General features: G+C 45.9%; 19 protein-coding genes and 1 tRNA gene. 6 read left to right on the top strand and 14 right to left on the bottom strand.

The genetic code is table 11. The annotated features are described in order from the left end of the window. Positions 1-90: 90 nt before the first annotated feature. The 6 genes from JW968_04845 to JW968_04870 form a co-directional block, all read right to left on the bottom strand. Entirely contained in the window at positions 91-1,053 is a 963-nt protein-coding gene (locus JW968_04845; GenBank protein MBN1386270.1) for a hypothetical protein, read from the bottom strand. 64 nt (positions 1,054-1,117) lie between these two features. Then, entirely contained in the window at positions 1,118-1,255 is a 138-nt protein-coding gene (locus JW968_04850) for a hypothetical protein (GenBank protein MBN1386271.1), read from the bottom strand. Between the two features lie 127 nt (positions 1,256-1,382). Then, positions 1,383-1,898 carry a hypothetical protein gene (locus JW968_04855; GenBank protein MBN1386272.1) on the bottom strand — a complete coding sequence of 172 codons (516 nt, stop codon included), beginning with the start codon at positions 1,896-1,898 and terminating at the stop codon, positions 1,383-1,385. A 394-nt stretch (positions 1,899-2,292) separates the two neighbouring features. Beyond that, on the bottom strand, positions 2,293-4,059 hold the full coding sequence (locus JW968_04860) for a hypothetical protein (GenBank protein ID MBN1386273.1): 1,767 nt from the start codon (positions 4,057-4,059) through the stop codon (positions 2,293-2,295). Positions 4,060-4,101: 42 nt separating this feature from the next. Continuing rightward, complete coding sequence (locus tag JW968_04865; GenBank protein MBN1386274.1) at positions 4,102-4,560, bottom strand: hypothetical protein; 459 nt, start codon at positions 4,558-4,560, stop codon at positions 4,102-4,104. Continuing rightward, the gene (locus tag JW968_04870; GenBank protein ID MBN1386275.1) at positions 4,553-4,708 is read right to left on the bottom strand and encodes a hypothetical protein; all 156 of its coding nucleotides are present in this window, start codon (positions 4,706-4,708) and stop codon (positions 4,553-4,555) included. Before JW968_04870 ends, JW968_04865 begins: the two co-directional genes overlap by 8 nt. A gap of 181 nt (positions 4,709-4,889) precedes the next feature. On the opposite strand from JW968_04870, the gene JW968_04875 reads away from it, so the two are divergent. Together JW968_04875 and JW968_04880 are read left to right on the top strand one after the other, a co-directional pair. Beyond that, the gene (locus tag JW968_04875; protein ID MBN1386276.1) at positions 4,890-5,564 is read left to right on the top strand and encodes a TVP38/TMEM64 family protein; all 675 of its coding nucleotides are present in this window, start codon (positions 4,890-4,892) and stop codon (positions 5,562-5,564) included. Positions 5,565-5,793: 229 nt separating this feature from the next. Continuing rightward, positions 5,794-6,051: a hypothetical protein gene (locus tag JW968_04880; protein MBN1386277.1), complete on the top strand. Its 258-nt coding sequence runs from the start codon at positions 5,794-5,796 to the stop codon at positions 6,049-6,051. Between the two features lie 24 nt (positions 6,052-6,075). On the opposite strand, the gene JW968_04885 is transcribed toward JW968_04880, so the two are convergent. The 3 genes from JW968_04885 to topA form a co-directional block, all read right to left on the bottom strand. Next, complete coding sequence (locus JW968_04885) at positions 6,076-6,249, bottom strand: hypothetical protein (GenBank protein ID MBN1386278.1); 174 nt, start codon at positions 6,247-6,249, stop codon at positions 6,076-6,078. 119 nt (positions 6,250-6,368) lie between these two features. Further along, positions 6,369-7,184, bottom strand: coding sequence for a zinc transporter ZupT (gene zupT, locus JW968_04890; protein MBN1386279.1), 816 nt, complete (start codon positions 7,182-7,184; stop codon positions 6,369-6,371). Beyond that, positions 7,181-9,448 carry a DNA topoisomerase I gene (gene topA, locus JW968_04895; protein MBN1386280.1) on the bottom strand — a complete coding sequence of 756 codons (2,268 nt, stop codon included), beginning with the start codon at positions 9,446-9,448 and terminating at the stop codon, positions 7,181-7,183. The genes zupT and topA overlap by 4 nt, the downstream gene beginning before the upstream one ends. A gap of 226 nt (positions 9,449-9,674) precedes the next feature. Between topA and JW968_04900 the strand changes: the two genes are divergently transcribed. Further along, a complete protein-coding gene (locus tag JW968_04900; protein MBN1386281.1) occupies positions 9,675-9,854 on the top strand; it encodes a hypothetical protein in 180 nt (59 codons plus the stop codon). 54 nt (positions 9,855-9,908) lie between these two features. Here the strand turns inward: JW968_04900 and JW968_04905 are convergent, their stop codons facing one another. Next, a complete protein-coding gene (locus JW968_04905) occupies positions 9,909-10,709 on the bottom strand; it encodes a hypothetical protein (protein MBN1386282.1) in 801 nt (266 codons plus the stop codon). A gap of 107 nt (positions 10,710-10,816) precedes the next feature. On the opposite strand from JW968_04905, the gene JW968_04910 reads away from it, so the two are divergent. From JW968_04910 to JW968_04920, 3 genes are all read left to right on the top strand, one after another. Then, positions 10,817-11,791 carry a DNA double-strand break repair nuclease NurA gene (locus tag JW968_04910; protein ID MBN1386283.1) on the top strand — a complete coding sequence of 325 codons (975 nt, stop codon included), beginning with the start codon at positions 10,817-10,819 and terminating at the stop codon, positions 11,789-11,791. 66 nt (positions 11,792-11,857) lie between these two features. Beyond that, positions 11,858-12,856 carry a carbohydrate kinase family protein gene (locus tag JW968_04915; protein ID MBN1386284.1) on the top strand — a complete coding sequence of 333 codons (999 nt, stop codon included), beginning with the start codon at positions 11,858-11,860 and terminating at the stop codon, positions 12,854-12,856. A gap of 222 nt (positions 12,857-13,078) precedes the next feature. After that, complete coding sequence (locus tag JW968_04920) at positions 13,079-13,864, top strand: fructose-bisphosphate aldolase (protein ID MBN1386285.1); 786 nt, start codon at positions 13,079-13,081, stop codon at positions 13,862-13,864. Between the two features lie 121 nt (positions 13,865-13,985). Here JW968_04920 and JW968_04925 read toward each other — a convergent pair whose 3' ends face one another. From JW968_04925 to JW968_04940, 4 genes are all read right to left on the bottom strand, one after another. Then, on the bottom strand, positions 13,986-14,936 hold the full coding sequence (locus JW968_04925) for a hypothetical protein (GenBank protein MBN1386286.1): 951 nt from the start codon (positions 14,934-14,936) through the stop codon (positions 13,986-13,988). 354 nt (positions 14,937-15,290) lie between these two features. After that, positions 15,291-15,374: transfer RNA gene (locus tag JW968_04930), tRNA-Gly, on the bottom strand. Further along, a complete protein-coding gene (locus tag JW968_04935; protein MBN1386287.1) occupies positions 15,360-16,691 on the bottom strand; it encodes a hypothetical protein in 1,332 nt (443 codons plus the stop codon). The genes JW968_04930 and JW968_04935 overlap by 15 nt, the downstream gene beginning before the upstream one ends. 15 nt (positions 16,692-16,706) lie before the next feature. Continuing rightward, positions 16,707-17,324, bottom strand: coding sequence for a hypothetical protein (locus JW968_04940; protein MBN1386288.1), 618 nt, complete (start codon positions 17,322-17,324; stop codon positions 16,707-16,709). Between the last annotated feature and the right edge of the window lie 6 nt (positions 17,325-17,330).

Here is a 17,330-nt window from a genome sequence, read left to right on the forward strand (position 1 = left end):
TATCAGAGAGCATCCCCTTTGTCAGCCAGAAAATCACTCATCCGGACTTTGACCTGATGCCACTAACCTACATCCATGACAGAGCCGGTCTTAGGGTCTTATATTGCCATATTCATCCATAAAAAGCCCTGCAATGCCCTCATCATGCACTATTATCAGATTCTCGTCATTGCGCTCATCAGCATTGGCTGTCGGATTGAAGGAACCTGTGATGACAGTCTTGCTGTCAATGATGAAGACCTTGTGGTGCATTGTATTCGGATTCGTGTCCTTATAGACTGTGATGTTGGACTGATTGAGCTTCTGGAACTCAGAATACTGAGAGATGCCCCTTGATTCAAATAATCCTTCAACGTGGATGCCATCACTGTGCTTCTGGACAAGCATGTCCCCTATCAGATCATGAGTGAAAGAGAAGGTCATGAAGTAGATGGATGATTCTGCTTTACCAAGCTCAAGGATCACCTTGTTTGCACACCAGTCCTCTGGACAGAAATAGACCTCAATAGGAATGTTATTGATGCTGAACTCATGGATGCCTGAGATGTCCTCCTGATAATCCCATAGCTCCTTGAACTCTGCTTCGAACACAGCTGCCATCGACTCTGATTCGAAGACGACAACATTATTGTTGTTCCTGTAATTCCCATTCTCTGTCGGGTTCATCGAACCGGTCCAGACAATCCTGCCGTCGAATATGCAGAACTTGTTGTGCATCAGGGAAGAGCGGTTGTCGCTCCGCTCAAAGTCCAGACCGATCCTATAATCTGTGTCAGTGAAAAGCTTCACATCAGCTGAAGCAGATCTCTCTTCCAGCGCGGATATAATATCCATGAGGTTCAGCTCATAGAATGCACAGTGAATCCTGTGCGCATGAGCAATGTAATCCCTCATATACGCTGAACAGTTGTCAGCAGGACAGAAATAGACCTTTATGGGGGAGGTGTATTCCTTGACAACATTGGATGTGATGATTTCTACATCATGATCCTGGAAGTAGACAAAAGAGAGTGCAATCAAGACAATAATCACAAGTAAGGGATAGGTTTTCATCTAACAAATCAGAAATCAGCTGTTAATAAATCTTTAGCATGCAATGCCGAAAATGATACAATGATCATGCCCGTCTTATCTTGGCAATCCTGTTCCTGTCACGCGCCCTCTCATTGATAAGATCCTTCCTGCAGTCAACACACCATTTCCTAAGCTTGTTGTAAGTGGCAATCTCACTGCCACACCTTTGACAATTAATCAATTAAACCCCCCCTTTGCCCTAGCTCGCAATATCAGGGTGTGGGAAAGGAAGAATCTATATAAATATTGTTGTGATTAACTATTTTGTAGTAGTATAACATATAGGTTGAAAAAATAAGTTTAGAAGCCTATAATCGCTCCATCAGGCGTATTGATCTCACAAAAGAATTCCTGACCTCAGGATAGGACTTCTCAAGAGACTCAATCAATCCATGGAATGCCAGCCTTCTCCCCTTCCTGAAACCCTTCCCACCTGACAGGAAAATCAGGTCATCATCAGGTACACCGGCAAAAATCCTCACTATATTCCCGGGGAAAACAGCGGATCCCCCACTGAATACACTGCTTAGGAAATATGATATGTCGTCGTCAAGGCTCCATTCGAGGACAACAGCATCAAACCTGGCCAGATCCCTCCTGAAAGATGCAGAGCGAAATATGGCTTCCCTGTCCCTGACATCATATGACCGGAAGGTCCTGAATGTTATGTCCAAAGGGAGCATGATAAGCTTCTGGAAGTAATGCTTTGCAAGGGAACCGACGACCAGCACCTTCTGGCCTCTCCTGAACCTCTTCCTTAGGGCTCTCTTTATCCTCTTCTCGCATACTGCAGAGAAACAGCTCCTGCAGAAGCCTTTCCTCACAGATTCCCTATTGCATCTCTGGCATTTCAACCTAGCTGGCATTTTCGTGGATTACAGTGAGAACATGAGGGGGTTTTAAATCTTTTTGTGTTTACTACCTTTGAGGACTGAATTGTCGAAATATTTAAATACCAGTAATGATTACTATGCAGTAATGGGGTTGGGGGTTTCAAAATCATGCTATCACCTCTTTTCCTCTGCAAATGCCTCTTCGCGGGGGCATTTCCAGAGGTTTTATGATCACCTCTTTTTCCCATGAAGATTCCCTTGCGGAATCTTCTTGGGTTTTAACAACTGCCTGTCAGGAATCTGCATGGATAATATCAGATAGGATAAACCAGATAGGATACTTGACCAGAGCAACCATTCTGATCCTGCAGTAATCAGAGAAAAATCAGACCAGCTCTTTCCTGATGGAAAAAACCGCAGCCAGAAGGAAACCGACAGAGATGCCAAGCAGGAATATCATAAGCATCTCAATCCTAGGCCACCTGATGCCTGGTTTTGCCGACTGCCTGAGATACATATCAATATTGCTCAGTTCAAGGGCATACTCGGAATAGAGGAGAGCAGAGAAGATATCCTCTTCCTCAAGGTCCTGGGCGTATTCAAAATAACTGTAACCAAGAATCGGAAAATTACCTTTTGCAGACTGATCAGCAATAATCCTCTCTGCTGCATCAAGCTTGAGATGAAGCAGATCAGGTGTCTTGTTCTCACCTATGCCTATGGTCGAAAGGACAATGTCAGCCTCAGCCTTTGCCTTGGATGCCTTGAAAAGGCAGAGCTCATACTCCTCATTCAGCTGATCCACCTTCGCCAGATCAATCACCTCAGAAGTCTCATCCAGAGAATCAGGGAGGAAGAAACGTACATAAGCAAGCCTCTCCTCAGCCTCAGATATCTTATCCTGACAGGTCCTTGACAGCACACTGACGTCAATCTCTAACTCCTTGCCTTGCTGCCCGAAGAAATGCGACCATGAGACAGCGCTGAAATACCTCTCATCAGCATGGGTGGCCAAGGTGACCGCTGACCGGGTGTCATTCTTGATCAGGCTCTCCCTGGAATCATCCAGCAGAGACTGGGCATCGACAAGGCGATCCCTGACAATTATGTAAGCCTCCAGATCAGAAAGTGTCAGCAAAGGCCTGCTCTCAAGATCGCGGCTAATCGAGTCAATCCTGGCCTGGACCTCTTCCTGGAACCTGACAATCCCATCATAAGACATGTTATTATAGAGGTTAAGCAGGACACTTGACTGGAGAGAGGAGCCGTAGCAGAAAGATGCAGAGCTGTAATAACTCCCTTTCGAATCCGCCAGGATGGAATTGTTGTTCAGCTTCTCAGCCTCCTGCATGAATTTCCAGAAATCAACAGAAACATTGCTGACCTCAGTGAAGTATTCAGGAGGAGATATGCCAAGAGACCTGACCTCCCCAAGACGGGAAGATGCGCGGTCGCACAGCATGGCTGCAAGTGATGACATCACCTGCTCATACTTCGGATCCAAAACTATCCCTACAACGCCGTCATGCTTCCTCTTCCCTGTGATGAAACCATAAATCTCATCGAGAGTAGCCACCTCAAGGACCTCGACCCCGAGCTCTGCCCCATACTGGAACAGGTCAAGAGTGATATTGTCCTCCTCATACTCGGTCTCGCCCATGGGCACCATCACATTCTTCAGGCCTGCAGCAGCTGCAGCCTCAATCTTCTGCTTCAATCCACCGACAGGGCCGATAAGCTCACCGGAATTTATTGTGCCTGTCACAGAAAATGTATCAGGGATCTCAAAACCCTCAAGGCCTGCAAGAGTTATCAGGGCAAGGGCAGCACCTGCACTGGGACCGCCGATTATGGGAGATGATGCCCTTATAGTATAGAAAAAATCATGCTTCGAGCAGTCCTCCCCAGAGAAATCACATGCAATCTGATTGGCAAACCGCGTGGATATCTGGGTGTCAAGCTGGGTGAGGGGGTAAGAATCAATGAAAATCCTGCCGGTGCCAGGCTGCATATCAAGGAAGAGGTCAGCTCTCCTGCCGTTCATATCAGCACCATCCCTGGAAACAGCCAGGAGATTCATGTGAAGATGCTGGGCAGCAGCAATATCAAGCAAGAAAATGAATACAAAAAAGGATATCACCAGCTTTTTCATATATATAAACTGGCGCCATCCATTTATAATTGTTGCGGAAAATCAGTCCCTCCTTGTGTTCATAAGATAGATGACAAATATCACAAGCAGAGCCAGCAATACAGTCTCTACAAGGATTACATTATTCCTGAAATCGACCGGTGCAGGACTCTCAATGACAGCCCTCGTCCTCATATAGCTCGCAATCTCAGCCATTGTGGCACAATCATAGGAATCTGCGCAGACACCGTAATCAGACTCTATCCCGCAGCAGATCCCATCAGCGCAATCATCTGCTGAAGTACACAAAAAATCCATGGACTGACAGCTATCCATACACAATCCCAGATCCTTATCAGGATAGATTATACAACATTTCCGGCCATCACAATCTGTGTCAGAGCCGCACAGATCATCCGGATCAACATTAGATACGACAAAGGCATTGATCGAAGCCCCAAGAAAGAAGACAATGCTAAAAAGGGATACTGACAAAACAACAAACATGACTTTCCTATCCACAGTAAACACCTCCTTTTAGTGGATCATAGTGATATAATAAAATTACTCTTTCCCTGAATATAAAGTTTGCGCCATAAATCAGTATTTCCTTGCCATCCACAACAGCATCGGCTATCTTCTCCCAGGCAGGTCCCGGACTTACAGGCACTGATCAACCTCCAGGTCCTAATCCACCCCCCATGCATACAGATAACAGGCATGCAGTCAAAAGATATCAAGAATCCTATTCATGACTACCAGCTGACCTCCTAATATAAAAAATCTGGCATGCACTGAAACCAGACACAATATTTTTAAATGAATACAGGATAGAGCATTATGGAAAAATCATGAAAAAGCTGAAAGAATACATCGACAGCCTCAATCCCCAGAAAGCCCTCTGGACAGTCATCGGCCTCATACTTCTTGCAACAATATTCTGGTCATCATACAGCCTGCAAAGAATGTTCTTTGATTCCGTCGACAAGATAAACATCTTCATAAATGACAACCCCCTAATTGGAATCCTGATATTCATAGGACTGGCAGCAATATCAGCAATGTTCTCACCATTCAGCAGCGTACCCCTCATACCTTTTGCAATACTGATCTGGGGAGAGGTTGGGACTTTTTTCCTACTCCTGACCGGCTGGCTCATCGGGGGATCGATAACATACATCATCGGAAGATATGCAGGAAGGCCCATAGTCACAAAGCTTCTATCAGAAAATAAGCTTGACTATTTCCTCAGGAAAATACCCCGCAAAGCAGAATTCTGGCTGGTGCTATTATTCAGGCTTTCCATGCCAGCAGAAATACCGGGCTATATCACAGGGATACTGAAAATACCATTCTGGATGTATTTTGTGGCATCGATAATAGGAGAAGGGGTGATAGCAGTCGGATCAATCTATGCCAGCGAAGCACTCATAAATGCAGACCCAATCATGTTCATTGTCGCAGCAGCAGCAATAGTAGGATGGATGAGCATATTCTTCTACCATTTCAAGAAAGCATTAGCCTAATATGATAATATTTTTATAGAACAAAAACTACCATTAACTAATGCAAAAGATCATCATCAATATCATCTTCCAGGCATTTTTCAGCTTTTTCTGATACTCATCGGCCTGATATAAATCCCTTCTCTGATATGGCCTGAAAAACCATGGTCCTGGGATGAACATCAGGATTTGAAAAACATCACAACAGCAGCCAGATCAAAAACATATCAACAAATATGGAGGCAATAAAATGAAATATTCAAACCTATACCATAATCCAGCAAACATGGGACACCAATGCCCGCTGCTGACAATGAAAATCGCAGACCCGGGAGAGCCAATGAGAGGAGATGTGGAGAGGGCTGACTGGCACCCTGACATACAGCCAGGATGCAGAGAAATAACAGGAGCTGTATGCTACCTGTTCCAAGCCTACAATGGACAACCAAGAATAGAAAAAGCAGATGAATGCCCCATACTGCAAAAAGCAAAAGACCTGCTGTGCTAATCCGGCAGATCATTCATTTTTTAATCATTTTGCATAGTTATTGAATATCCAACCGATTGCGACAACAATCAGGATAATCGGTATCCAAGGAACTTTCACCACAAAGAAACCCAGGTCATTCAGCAGCCATATGATCCCGATCACCAGGACAATAACTGCAAAAGTCGGGAATCTCCTAGCCGGATTTATGTATTTCATGCATATCACCTCATCATGGGAATTGATCCAGATTATCATACATCATAATGACACATCACTAAAAAATGCACTTACTAAAAAATACACCCACTAAAAAATATACTCACTAAAAAAGTTTTCTATAAAAACAACAGCAGACTCAGAGCCATGGTCCCCATGCCAGCCAAAAGCCCATATATGGAAAGATGATGCTCACCATATTCATGAGCTGCAGGAAGGAGCTGATCGAGAGAGATAAAGACCATTATGCCTGCAGCAACCGCAAAAAGCATGCCAAACACAATCCCATTGAATAAGGAATACAAAATCGTGAAACCCACAAGAGCACCAATTGGTTCTGCCAGGCCTGAAAGGAAAGAATAAAGAAAAGCCTTCTTCCTGCTGCCTGTGGCATAGTATAATGGGACTGAAACAGCAATCCCTTCAGGTATGTTATGCAAAGCTATTGCAAAAGCAATCATCACACCGAGGTGTATATCATTGATAGCGCTTGCGAATGTAGCAAGGCCCTCTGGAAAATTATGCACAGCAATGGCCAGTGCTGTGAGGATACCCATCCTATAAAGGCACCTCCTGCACTTCCTGTCAGGCTTACTTCTCATCTCCTCAACCATATGGATCTCATGGGGGTTCTCAAAAGTCGGGATAAGCCTGTCAATCAAAGCAACAATAAGCATACCACCAAAGAAAGATGCGACTGTGATCCATGTCCCTGCAACAGTTCCAGACGCTGATATAAGGCTTTCCCTTGCTTCAGCGAATATCTCGACAAAAGAGACATAGATCATGACCCCGGCAGAGAAACCCAGAGCAACAGAAAGAAACTTAGTGTTCGTCCTCTTGGCAAAGAATGCAATTGCACTCCCGATGCCTGTTGCCAGACCTGCAAAAAGTGTCAGAGAGAATGCAAGAACCAACGTGGATGTCTCAATCATCTGCCATTACCAGCATTATTATTCTTACCATCGCTATTATTATTGCCATTATTATTCCCATTCTCAAGCCTTTCAGTATGCCTGCAGCCAGGATATTTGGAGCAACCCAGGAAACTCCCATAAACAGATTTCCTCAGGATCATATCAGAACCGCACTTCGGGCACTTCTTCTCAATCTTGCCTGATTCCATATCCTTTATCTCCTGCTTAGCCTGCTGAGAGAGCTGCTTGGAAGGACACTTATCATTCAAGCAAAGCTCCTGGGTCTTCTTGCCTGAACCGATGATGATCATGGGATAATGGCAGTGCTCACACTCCTTCTTAGCAGACTTGACCTTGCCGAACTTCGGGAGCGAGAAAGTGGTCTTGCAATCAGGATACCTGTCACATGCGATGAACCTGCCGAACTTCCCGGTCCTCTGCTGGAGAGTGCCCTCCTTGCAGACCGGACAGGAGCCGATGAAAGCCTCCTTATTCCTTGTCTCCTTGTAGGCATCAGCAAGCTCTGTACCAATCTCCTTCTCCTTCTTCTTGAAATCAGCCAAGACCTTGGTCAGGACATTCCTGGCATCATCCAGTACCTCCTGGCCTTTCTTCTGCTTCTCCCTGATGCTCTCCATCTCGTCCTCAAACTTCCTGGTTAGGGCCTCATCGAGGATCTCAGGACTATATTTCTGGAGTGTCTCGACTGTGCGGATGCCGAGCTGGGTCGCCTTGATAGATTTCTCGACGACATAACCCCTATCATAGAGAGAGTCAACGATGCCTGCCCTCGTAGCCTTTGTGCCGAGGCCCCTCTTCTCAAGCTCCTTTATTATAGAAGCCTGAGTGTATCTCTTAGGAGGCTGGGTCTCCTTTGCCAGCTCATCAATGCTATTGACAATGATCTCATCACCCTGTGCGACCTTGGGCATCTCCTCTTCCTTGAATGTGGCAAAAGGGCCATAATAGACATGCCATCCTTTCTCAATGGTCCTTGTTCCCTTTGCAATGAAAATCTCCTTGTTGACGTCAATCTTGATGTTAATCGTCTCCCTGACAGCAGGATCAGCAAAAGTGGCCATGAATCTCCTGGCAATGAGGTCGTATACTTTCTCCTCCCTGCCGCCCACCTTTGGGGCAATGCCTGTCGGATAGATTGCCGGATGCGCAGGATCAGTCTTCTTGCCATTATTAGGGACCAAGGACTTCCTCCTGAGAAGCTCGCTGCACAGCTCCTTATACTTGGACTGCCTGGCAAGATTGGTGAGAATACCAGCATAGCCTATCTCCTTTGGCAATACCTGGGATGAGGTCCTCGGATAAGAGATGTAACCTGAAGAATAGAGCTCCTGGGCAATCTCGAGAGTATGCTTTGGCGAGATATTCAAGGTGCGGTATGCCTCTGTCTGCAGTGTCGTCAGATCAAAAGGCGTGGGAGGAGCCTGATTGAAAGTAGAGGTCTTTGTCTCAGAAACCAGGGCTTTCCTGCCCTTGACATTCTGCATCACCCTGTCAGCTTCATCCTTGTTCCAGAACTTATCCTTCTCATGGAGCGCGATGATCAGCTTCTCCTTCTCCTTCGGGGTGTAGCCCCTGAGCTCAATCTGCCAATACGGCTCAGGCCTGAAAGCATTTATCTCCAATTCCCTATCGACAATAATCTTCAAAGCAGGACCCTGCACCCTTCCGCTGCTCAGGATCTTGAACATGCCAGTCGAGTGCTTCACAGCAAGGCTCAAGGCGCGGCTGAGATTGATACCATAGAAGAAATCAAGGACATGACGGGTCTCGCCGGCATTGGCCTGGCCCCACTCAAGAGTCGGCCTGATTTCCTCATAAGACCTTATCAGATCAGGCTTGGTCAGAGTAGAAAATTTCATCCTCTTTGCATCATCCTTGTTGCAGATGAACTTCAGGATGTTATGGCCGATGACTTCGCCTTCAATATCAAAATCAGTAGCAATGACAAAAGTATCAGCATCCTTGGAGAGCTTCTTGATAGTGTTAAGATACTTCTTGGTGAATGCAGAAGACTTGCTTATCTCAGAAGTCGGCTTCCAGGCAACATCAAAGACAGGATAAGTCCATTTACCCTTGTTCCGTTCAGCAACACCAAAGAGATGGCCTACTGCGGCGCAGACAACAATATCCTTCTTGCCATGAGTGATCTTATAATAAGGGACACCCTTGAAGGACTCCTTAATCGGCTTCCCGCTGGCCAATGCATCTGCTATCTTCTTAGCAGAACTGGGCTTTTCAGTGATAATCAGCTCGTAGGACATGGAAGCAGAAAAAAATGGTTAATTTAAAAAGGTTTTGAGCCCTTGATATATGCAAATACAGGGCTTTCAGCAAAAATTTATAAATGAAATCTGGGAAATATTGAGAAAATGGAATTTCTGGCAAGCTATCTATCACAATACCCAATATGGCTGCTTGGAGTGATATTCAGCCTAATGGCCGGACTTGCAACAGGAGTAGGCGCCCTGCCAGCTTGGAGCAGGTATTGTGTTAGTATTCCAGGCGATACTCCCATGGGCGCTCGCGTTCGCAGCAGGAGCAATGCTCTGGGTGATCAGCGATGAGATAATACCTGAGACGCTCAGGAAAGGATTCGCAAAACAGGCAACCTGGGGGCTGATGATAGGTTTTGTGATCATGATGTTCCTGGATGTAGTGCTAAGCTAGAAAAATCCCATAGAATAAATGAATAGAATAAATGAATAAAATAAATGAATAAAATCATGTCTTGCAGTAACCGTCCCTGCAGCCCTTATCACACCATTCCCTCTCTTTCTTCATCACTGCACCATCGCAGTAGAACTCATAGAGGAAATTGGGATTATCAATATCACAGTAATCTACAAACTTCTTGCCGTTGGTAAAAACATGCCCTTTGACAGTGTAATTCATGCCATCAGAATCAAAGCATAAGACATCATCAGGTGCCTGGTTGCATTCATTTGTCATATAATCAGACCCATCTGTGAGATCAACCGTGAAAACTTCTGAGACCGCAGCACCGCCCTGATACCAATCATTCAGCAGTCTTGCATAATACACCTTGCCTGGCTCAAAATGAAGAGTGGTATTGGCAGGACAATCACTGCATATAAGAAAGTTCTTGTGCTTCTCGATCAATCCGTTGTAAGTGTCAAAATCAGTGAATGTAAAATTATTCTCAGAAAGCTGGAAGATGGTCTCTTTCTGGATGAGCTCGAATCTGTATGACAGGCCGACAGCCTGGCGCCCTTTCTCGCATGCAGGATAGATCCTGAATTCCTTCAGGTTCTCATCTGTGAGAAACTCGTACTCCTTGATGAGATCATCCTGGCCAAAGCCAGTTGTGTTGTCATCTGAGACATTAGTAAATACATCAACCCCATTAGGGATTCCTGTCTGATCATCACCTGAAATGTTGTCTGCGGTGATGGGAACAACAGGCTTGCAGGCTGTGAAAAGAACCAGCACCAACAATGATAAAGACAATAGGGATAACATTCCTGATGACAAAATATCGGATGACAATCTTCTCATAAACATCACCGAAGCTTCAAGCAGCACAGAGGTATATAAATTTTTTTGATACTTTTAAACTGGCTGAAGCTTACCCAGAAAGTTTTAAATAGCCAGAAAGAGTGTTGTCCTGCATGGAAGTTAAAGATGTGGCAGCAGGACTGAGGGATCAGATCCTCGGCCGGACAGGCAACAATATCCTGTTCAATGGACCAAAGAGGATTGACAATGCCAATTTCCGGACAATAGAGAAAATAACCGGGAAAGAGATAAGCTGCTTTGTCGATGGCGGGAACCTTGACATCATCAGGTCAAACAGCATCAATCTCCAGCTAGTCAGGGCCTGCGGAGCTGTCTTTGAGGGAAATGTGAGGAAAGACATCATCAAAGAGGAATTCTTTGTTCTGACAAGAACAGAAATAGAAGGAGAGGACATGAGATACATCGCAAAATGCTACGGGACCTTCAATGAGGAGTTCATCTTCGATGCATATGAGCCGACGCTCCGCGAAGGCAACTTCAGGGTCGAGATATCAAAGATCGGCGAGACAGTACGCAGGTATTTTGAAGTGATATTCATGTCAAAGATAATCGAGAGGATACCCGGCATGGCATATCTTGTCAGGGACGGGAAGCTCAGGGCTGAGATTGTCGGCGAAGAGAAGCATTGCTCGACATTGCTCTCAAGAGCAGATGAGAAAGGCATCATACTGGCCGGAGTGGCGAAGACAAACAGCATAATAACAGACCATGGGATCCCTGCTTCAAGCGCACTGATTAAGAGGGCGCCGCCAGGCAGATGGCAATACCTGCTTGAGAGCGGAAGGATCAGCAGCCATATGGCAAAGCTCAACGAGAACAGCAGGCATGTCCTTTATGTAGAGTCGACTGATGATGCATTCAGCATGCTGGCAGAGAACTCATCTGATGCGGCATTCCCCGGATATCCTTACGGCCTTGTGATGGCAGACAGGATGGCAAGAGTCAGCTTCAATGAAGGGGAATACTACAAGACAAGGCTTATGGCAGAGATGGGGAAGGACTGGGAGAGAATCAAGGACATGATGACAACAAGAGACGCCCATGACATACTGGACAATATGGGCTGATGCCGGCTGATTCCCATCTCTGAGTAGCTAAAAAACATTAAATACCCGACGCAGTTGAGCACCCATATGTTCGATGTCATCACAGTAGGAAGCGCAACAGTCGATGTGTTTGTCGACACTGAATCTGAACTCATCAAGATAAGGACACCAAAACATCTCGAAGAGCTGATAGCATATCCCTCTGGATCAAAGATCCTCATAAGGGACATAATATTCATGACCGGGGGCGGGGGAACCAACACAGCAGTGAGCTTTGCCAGGCTAGGGCTGAAGACAGCATACTTCGGGAAGATGGGTGACGACGACAATGGTAAAAGGATACTGACAGAGCTCAAGAAAGAGAAGATAGAATTCGTCGGCTATGTGTCCAAGAAAAAAGAGGACAGGACAGCATATTCCATAATACTTGATTCCATAGAGCATGACAGGACAATATTGGCATACAAGGGATGCATGAACTCCTTCAGCATGGAGCATACCGACAGGAAGAAGCTCAAGGCAAAATGGTTCTATTTCTCCAGCCTGGTGGGAGATGCATTCAAGACACAGGAAAAGCTGGCAGAATTTGCAAAAAAGAACGGGATAAAAGTTGCATTCAACCCAAGCAATTACCAGGCAGAGAAGGGGCCGCTCTTCCTGTCCAGAGTGCTCAGGAACACAGAAGTGCTCATACTGAATGATGAAGAAGCCGGACTGCTTGTCCGCGGAAGCATCAAAGAGATGCTTGTCAAGCTCAGCAGGCTTGGCCCCAAGATTGTCGTGATAACAAAAGGGAAGAAAGGATCAGAAGCATATGACGGAAAATACCATTATGACCTCAAGGCAAGAAAGATAAAGGTTGTCGAGACAACAGGAGCAGGGGACTGCTTTGCCTCGACCTTCATTGCAATGCTGATAAAAGGCAGGGATGTCAAGAGCGCAATGAAGCTTGCGCAGATAAATTCGGAGTCAGTCATACAATACAAAGGAGCAAAAAACAACCTTTTAAGCTATAAAAAACTTATAAATTCATCTAGAAAAACAAAAATAAGCATAAAAAAATCCATTTTGAATCAAAAAATGTAAAAAATCACCTCAATTCTTTTCAAAGCAGCCAGAAAAATTTTTAAATAAGGCACCCATAAGATGAATCAAGAGGTATAGAGGAGCTCCCATGATAGGATATGACAGAAGGAATATTGCTGACATTGAGAATGAAAAAACAGGATATGCCCGAGAGTGGGGTTTCGTGATTGTAATCCTGATCCTTGGGATCATACTCATACTGATGTAAAGAGGCGCATAGATATGGTGAACATACATAAGATTGTACCCAACAAATGCCTGTTTCTTGCATATGACCAAGGGCTTGAGCACGGGCCATCAAGCGACTTCAATGAGACCAATGTCAACCCGGAATATGTACTGGACATCGGAGTGAAGGGAAAATACAACGGCCTCATCCTGCTGCCAGGAGTTGCAGAGAAATACAGCCAAAACTTCCTAAAGAAAGTGCCGCTAATCGTCAAGCTCAACGGCAAGACAGACATAGCAAAAGTGGACCCTTACTCAGCGCAGATATGCTCAGTAAGCAGGGCAATAAAGATGGGAGCAGATGCTGTCGGATACACAGTCTATGTAGGAAGCGCTTTCGAGTCCACGATGTTCAAGGAATTCTCAAAAATAGTCGAAGAGGCGCATGACCATGGGGTGCCAGTAATAGCATGGATGTACCCCAGAGGAAGATTCGTGCACAACATACTTGACACTAATGTGCTTGCGCATTCAGCACGTGCAGGGCTTGAACTAGGCGCAGACATACTGAAGCTCAACAATAATGACGACCTCCCAGGGCTGAAATGGGTTGTCAAGAGCGCAGGAAAAGCGAAGATCGTGTTCTCAGGAGGGTCAAAGCTCTCAGAACCGGACTTCTATAAGCACATAGAGTTCGGCATGAAAGCAGGAGGGACAGGTGTGGCGATAGGAAGGAACGTATGGCAGGCAGAAGACCCGCTTGCAGTCACAAGGAACCTGAAGAAAATAGTCCTAGAAGGTAAGAAAGCAGAAGATATCATAAGGGAGGCAACCATTTGAAGGAAGTGAGCAGTTCCTGCCCACACTGCAGACAGCCGATAAACGGAAGGGTCTGCAAGGATTCCGTCGCGATATACTGCCATTGGTGCGGCAGCAGGGTAAGGATATGAAAACCCGAGCATCAATTCTCTACAACAAATATATCCCTTGACAATGACCTGTGGACAAAAATCCTGAAATGATGCAATATCTTCAGGTTATGCTCATTCATTAGGTCTGCTGCAGAGGCATTATGCGGGAAGACAAGCACAGCCCTTTTCCTTAAATTCCTGCCAAGGACCCCGAGGAATCCTGAATAAAGCTGATGGCGCGGCAATGTGAGCTTAGTGCCCTTGCCGTAAGGCAGGTCAGTGACTACATAATCGACCTCAGGCATGGTCAGTGCATCGCGCTTCTCGAGCGTGAACACTATCCTGAAATGATGCAGATTCTTCCTGGATGCATCAATGTACTTGTCGTCGATGTCATAACCCGCAGGATGCAGCCCCATCAGGCCTGCCTCTATCAGGATGCCGCCTGAACCGCAGAAAGGATCAAGGATCATGCTGCCCTTTTTTGCACCGGAGAGATTGACCAATGCCCTGGCAAGCTTCGGCTGCATGGATGTCGGAAGACGCACAGGCCTGAGATGAGGACGTCTTGCAGAGAATGACTCTGTGAGATCAGATTCATGCAGAGCACATATCACTTTCTTTGGGAAGATGAAGAAAGTAAACAATGCAGAAGGGCTGCTCAGGCTGACTTCAGGAGCCTCAAGCCTGCGCCAGATCCTGCCTGCAAAAAACTTCTCGTCATAGCCCATTCTGCAGTATCTCTTCATCCTGACAGCAAAGCTCTTCCTGCAGTGCCTGCTGAAGCTGAAGCCCATCATCTTCTTCTCCAGATCCTTATGAGAGGATTCAAACAAGAACCTGTATATCGAATGCGTGAAAGCCAGTCTCCTGGAGAGGTCAGGGGCATCAGTGATCAGGATATTTTCAATCAGCACAGATGATTTATTGCCTGAAAGGGCGAGCACTTCAGCCCTGGCAAGATCCAAGTTCTCCTTTGATAACAGGAAAAGGCGTTTCATGACAGCTGTTCAGTGCAGGGCAATATAAAGGTTGATAAAGGTTGATAAAGTCTGAGATGTTTATTTTCTATATTAACAATTATTATGTTATTACTTGTTAGTGATAAATAATCGAAAAGCTTAAATAGTTGGGATACCCAATAAGACATAGTCCAAGATAGGTCCCATATAACAAATAGAACATTTATAAATAGAACAAGAAAAAATGAGGGTCTGAAAGACGATGAACGAAACACTGCTCCCATTCATGTACTTAGCCGTAGCAATGCTCGGCTTCTTTGTCGGCAGAGTGCTGACAGCGATACAGTATGAAGCATTCAAGTCAATTTCTAAGAAGAAAGAAAAATCAGAAAGTACGGTAGCCGGGAATTGAACCCGGGCTTCGACCTTGCTCCAAGATAATGGGAGGGTCGAGTCATACCGTTAGACCACTACCGTGCCAAGCTCTTCCTTGAGAATCGACCGGATTTTAAATTTTATCTTTCTTGGCATGTCTGCAGGATAGACCCTGAAGAACTTCTTCATGAGATAATCCTCTTTTGCCATGGCTTCCTTGAGATATCTCTTCCTGAATACATCCATAAGATAACCTTTTGCGCCATTCCTGTAAGCCATGAGGAAGGCAAGCATCTGCTGCTCCCTGGCCTCAGGAGTCTTCTCATCAGCATCATCCAGCCTCCTTGAGAAAAGGCTGAAAGAATCTCTATTATCCCTTGAAAGCATGCTCTTCCTGAAACCTATGGTTCTGGGATTGACACCCAAGGCCTTCAGGAAGATGAAATTCTTTGCGCAGGAAGAGCACTCATGACACCACCTCTTCTCTCCCGTACCAGTAAGGCAATCACAGCTGAACTGATGCTTCGCAATATCAGGATAACGCGTGTGCAGAACCTTCATCAGGAATATATTCGCCATCGGCCTGATGACACTTGTCACCCTGACCCTGCCTGATGTCATCCTCTGTACCATCCTGTCCTGCACTGACTGCCAGTGGGAGGTCTGGTCAAATGAAGGATTCATCAAACCCCTGCTGCCCATCAGCCTGAAATCCAGGTCCTGCTGATTCCCGAGCACGACATAACCTGATCGTGTGGCATGCGTGAAAGGAAGCATCATGAAAGCGAAGCCAGTCATCATATGCATATAAGGCAGACAGGTCTCAGGAACATCCCAGAACTCGAAATCATTGAAACCCTCAAGCTGGTTGTCGACGACAAAACCACCTGCCTTGAACCTCTTCCTGAAAATACCTATCAACCTTTTCTTGTAGATGTTCTCCTGTCTCACGAGATGGCCGTTTATGTAGACAACAGCAGGATCGAGGCCTATCTCCCTACAGAGAGCAAAAGAAAGCAAGGAATCCTTGCCAGCAGAGAGAGGGATGACTGCCTTCTCCTCTGGATCAGGGAGGTATGAAGGAGAAATGGTGTCTCCTGAAAAAGTGTACTCCATCGCATTGAACCTCTCCAGCACAGCCTCTGCAGACTGCCTGTAATCCTCAGTGGATTCAGGGATGCTCTTCCTCATCAGCTCCAGATACCTGTCAAAGAAAAAAGGCCTTGGAGTCGAGTATTCCACTTTCCTAATCCTGCCAGATGTGATGGGGCCTGCAAGCGTGAGAAGCGCAGCCAATTCCTGAAACAAAAACTTATTATCAGGATAATCCTTCCAGACACTGCCCGGAAAAGAGAGGGAAAAATCCCTGCCATGCACAAACCGCAATCCACGGGCAGCATTCCTTATGTCAAGCTCCATAGAACACAAAATGAATCAATCATTTTTATAATTTGCTGAGGAAGCGGCAACAAGAGCATCGACATCGAGCCTTGACTCCTCAGACTCGACATCCTCAAGCCTGGAGCCTGTCATCGGGTGCTTTGGCCCGAGTACAGAGCACATCTCAGGACCCTTTGAAACATCATATGTGCCAATCCTCTTGGCAAATGATATGATCTCATTCTTATCAAAACAGAGAACAGGCCTGACCATCTGGATCCTCACAGCAGATGTCGTGGACTTAAGATTTGAGAGGGTCTGCGATGCCACCTGACCTATATTCTCCCCAGTAATCAGGAAATCAGCGCCAATCCTGTGCGCGAGCTGCTCAGCAATCCTGAACATCATCCTCCTCGTCAGGAGATAGAAAAAACGATGGGAGCACTGCTTAGCGATCTCGGCCTGGATAAAACCAAAAGGAAGAACAATGAAATCAGAACAGCCTATCTTCCCAGCCAGGATCCTGGATTTCTTCTCTGCAGTGTCATCAGTCAAGGGCTCAAGAGAGAAATGGACTGCAACAACCTCAAACCCCTGCCGTCTCATCATGTAGCCGGCGACAGGGCTGTCAAACCCTCCGGACATGAGCAGTAATCCTTTCATGGCACCCATAACCCA

The organism is Candidatus Woesearchaeota archaeon (assembly GCA_016928155.1).
Lineage (GTDB): Archaea > Nanobdellota > Nanobdellia > Woesearchaeales > JAFGLG01 > JAFGLG01.

Excerpts from the sequence above, each read along its gene's own strand:
- JW968_04885 (MBN1386278.1), bottom strand. The coding sequence starts at position 6,249 with ATGAAATACATAAATCCGGCTAGGAGATTCCCGACTTTTGCAGTTATT.
- JW968_04935 (MBN1386287.1), bottom strand. The coding sequence starts at position 16,691 with ATGGAGCTTGACATAAGGAATGCTGCCCGTGGATTGCGGTTTGTGCAT.
- JW968_04875 (MBN1386276.1), top strand. The coding sequence starts at position 4,890 with ATGAAAAAGCTGAAAGAATACATCGACAGCCTCAATCCCCAGAAAGCC.
- JW968_04920 (MBN1386285.1), top strand. The coding sequence starts at position 13,079 with ATGGTGAACATACATAAGATTGTACCCAACAAATGCCTGTTTCTTGCA.
- JW968_04940 (MBN1386288.1), bottom strand. The coding sequence starts at position 17,324 with ATGGGTGCCATGAAAGGATTACTGCTCATGTCCGGAGGGTTTGACAGC.
- JW968_04925 (MBN1386286.1), bottom strand. The coding sequence starts at position 14,936 with ATGAAACGCCTTTTCCTGTTATCAAAGGAGAACTTGGATCTTGCCAGG.
- JW968_04910 (MBN1386283.1), top strand. The coding sequence starts at position 10,817 with ATGGAAGTTAAAGATGTGGCAGCAGGACTGAGGGATCAGATCCTCGGC.
- JW968_04880 (MBN1386277.1), top strand. The coding sequence starts at position 5,794 with ATGAAATATTCAAACCTATACCATAATCCAGCAAACATGGGACACCAA.
- zupT (MBN1386279.1), bottom strand. The coding sequence starts at position 7,184 with ATGATTGAGACATCCACGTTGGTTCTTGCATTCTCTCTGACACTTTTT.
- JW968_04860 (MBN1386273.1), bottom strand. The coding sequence starts at position 4,059 with ATGAAAAAGCTGGTGATATCCTTTTTTGTATTCATTTTCTTGCTTGAT.
- JW968_04845 (MBN1386270.1), bottom strand. The coding sequence starts at position 1,053 with ATGAAAACCTATCCCTTACTTGTGATTATTGTCTTGATTGCACTCTCT.
- topA (MBN1386280.1), bottom strand. The coding sequence starts at position 9,448 with ATGTCCTACGAGCTGATTATCACTGAAAAGCCCAGTTCTGCTAAGAAG.
- JW968_04905 (MBN1386282.1), bottom strand. The coding sequence starts at position 10,709 with ATGTTTATGAGAAGATTGTCATCCGATATTTTGTCATCAGGAATGTTA.
- JW968_04915 (MBN1386284.1), top strand. The coding sequence starts at position 11,858 with ATGTTCGATGTCATCACAGTAGGAAGCGCAACAGTCGATGTGTTTGTC.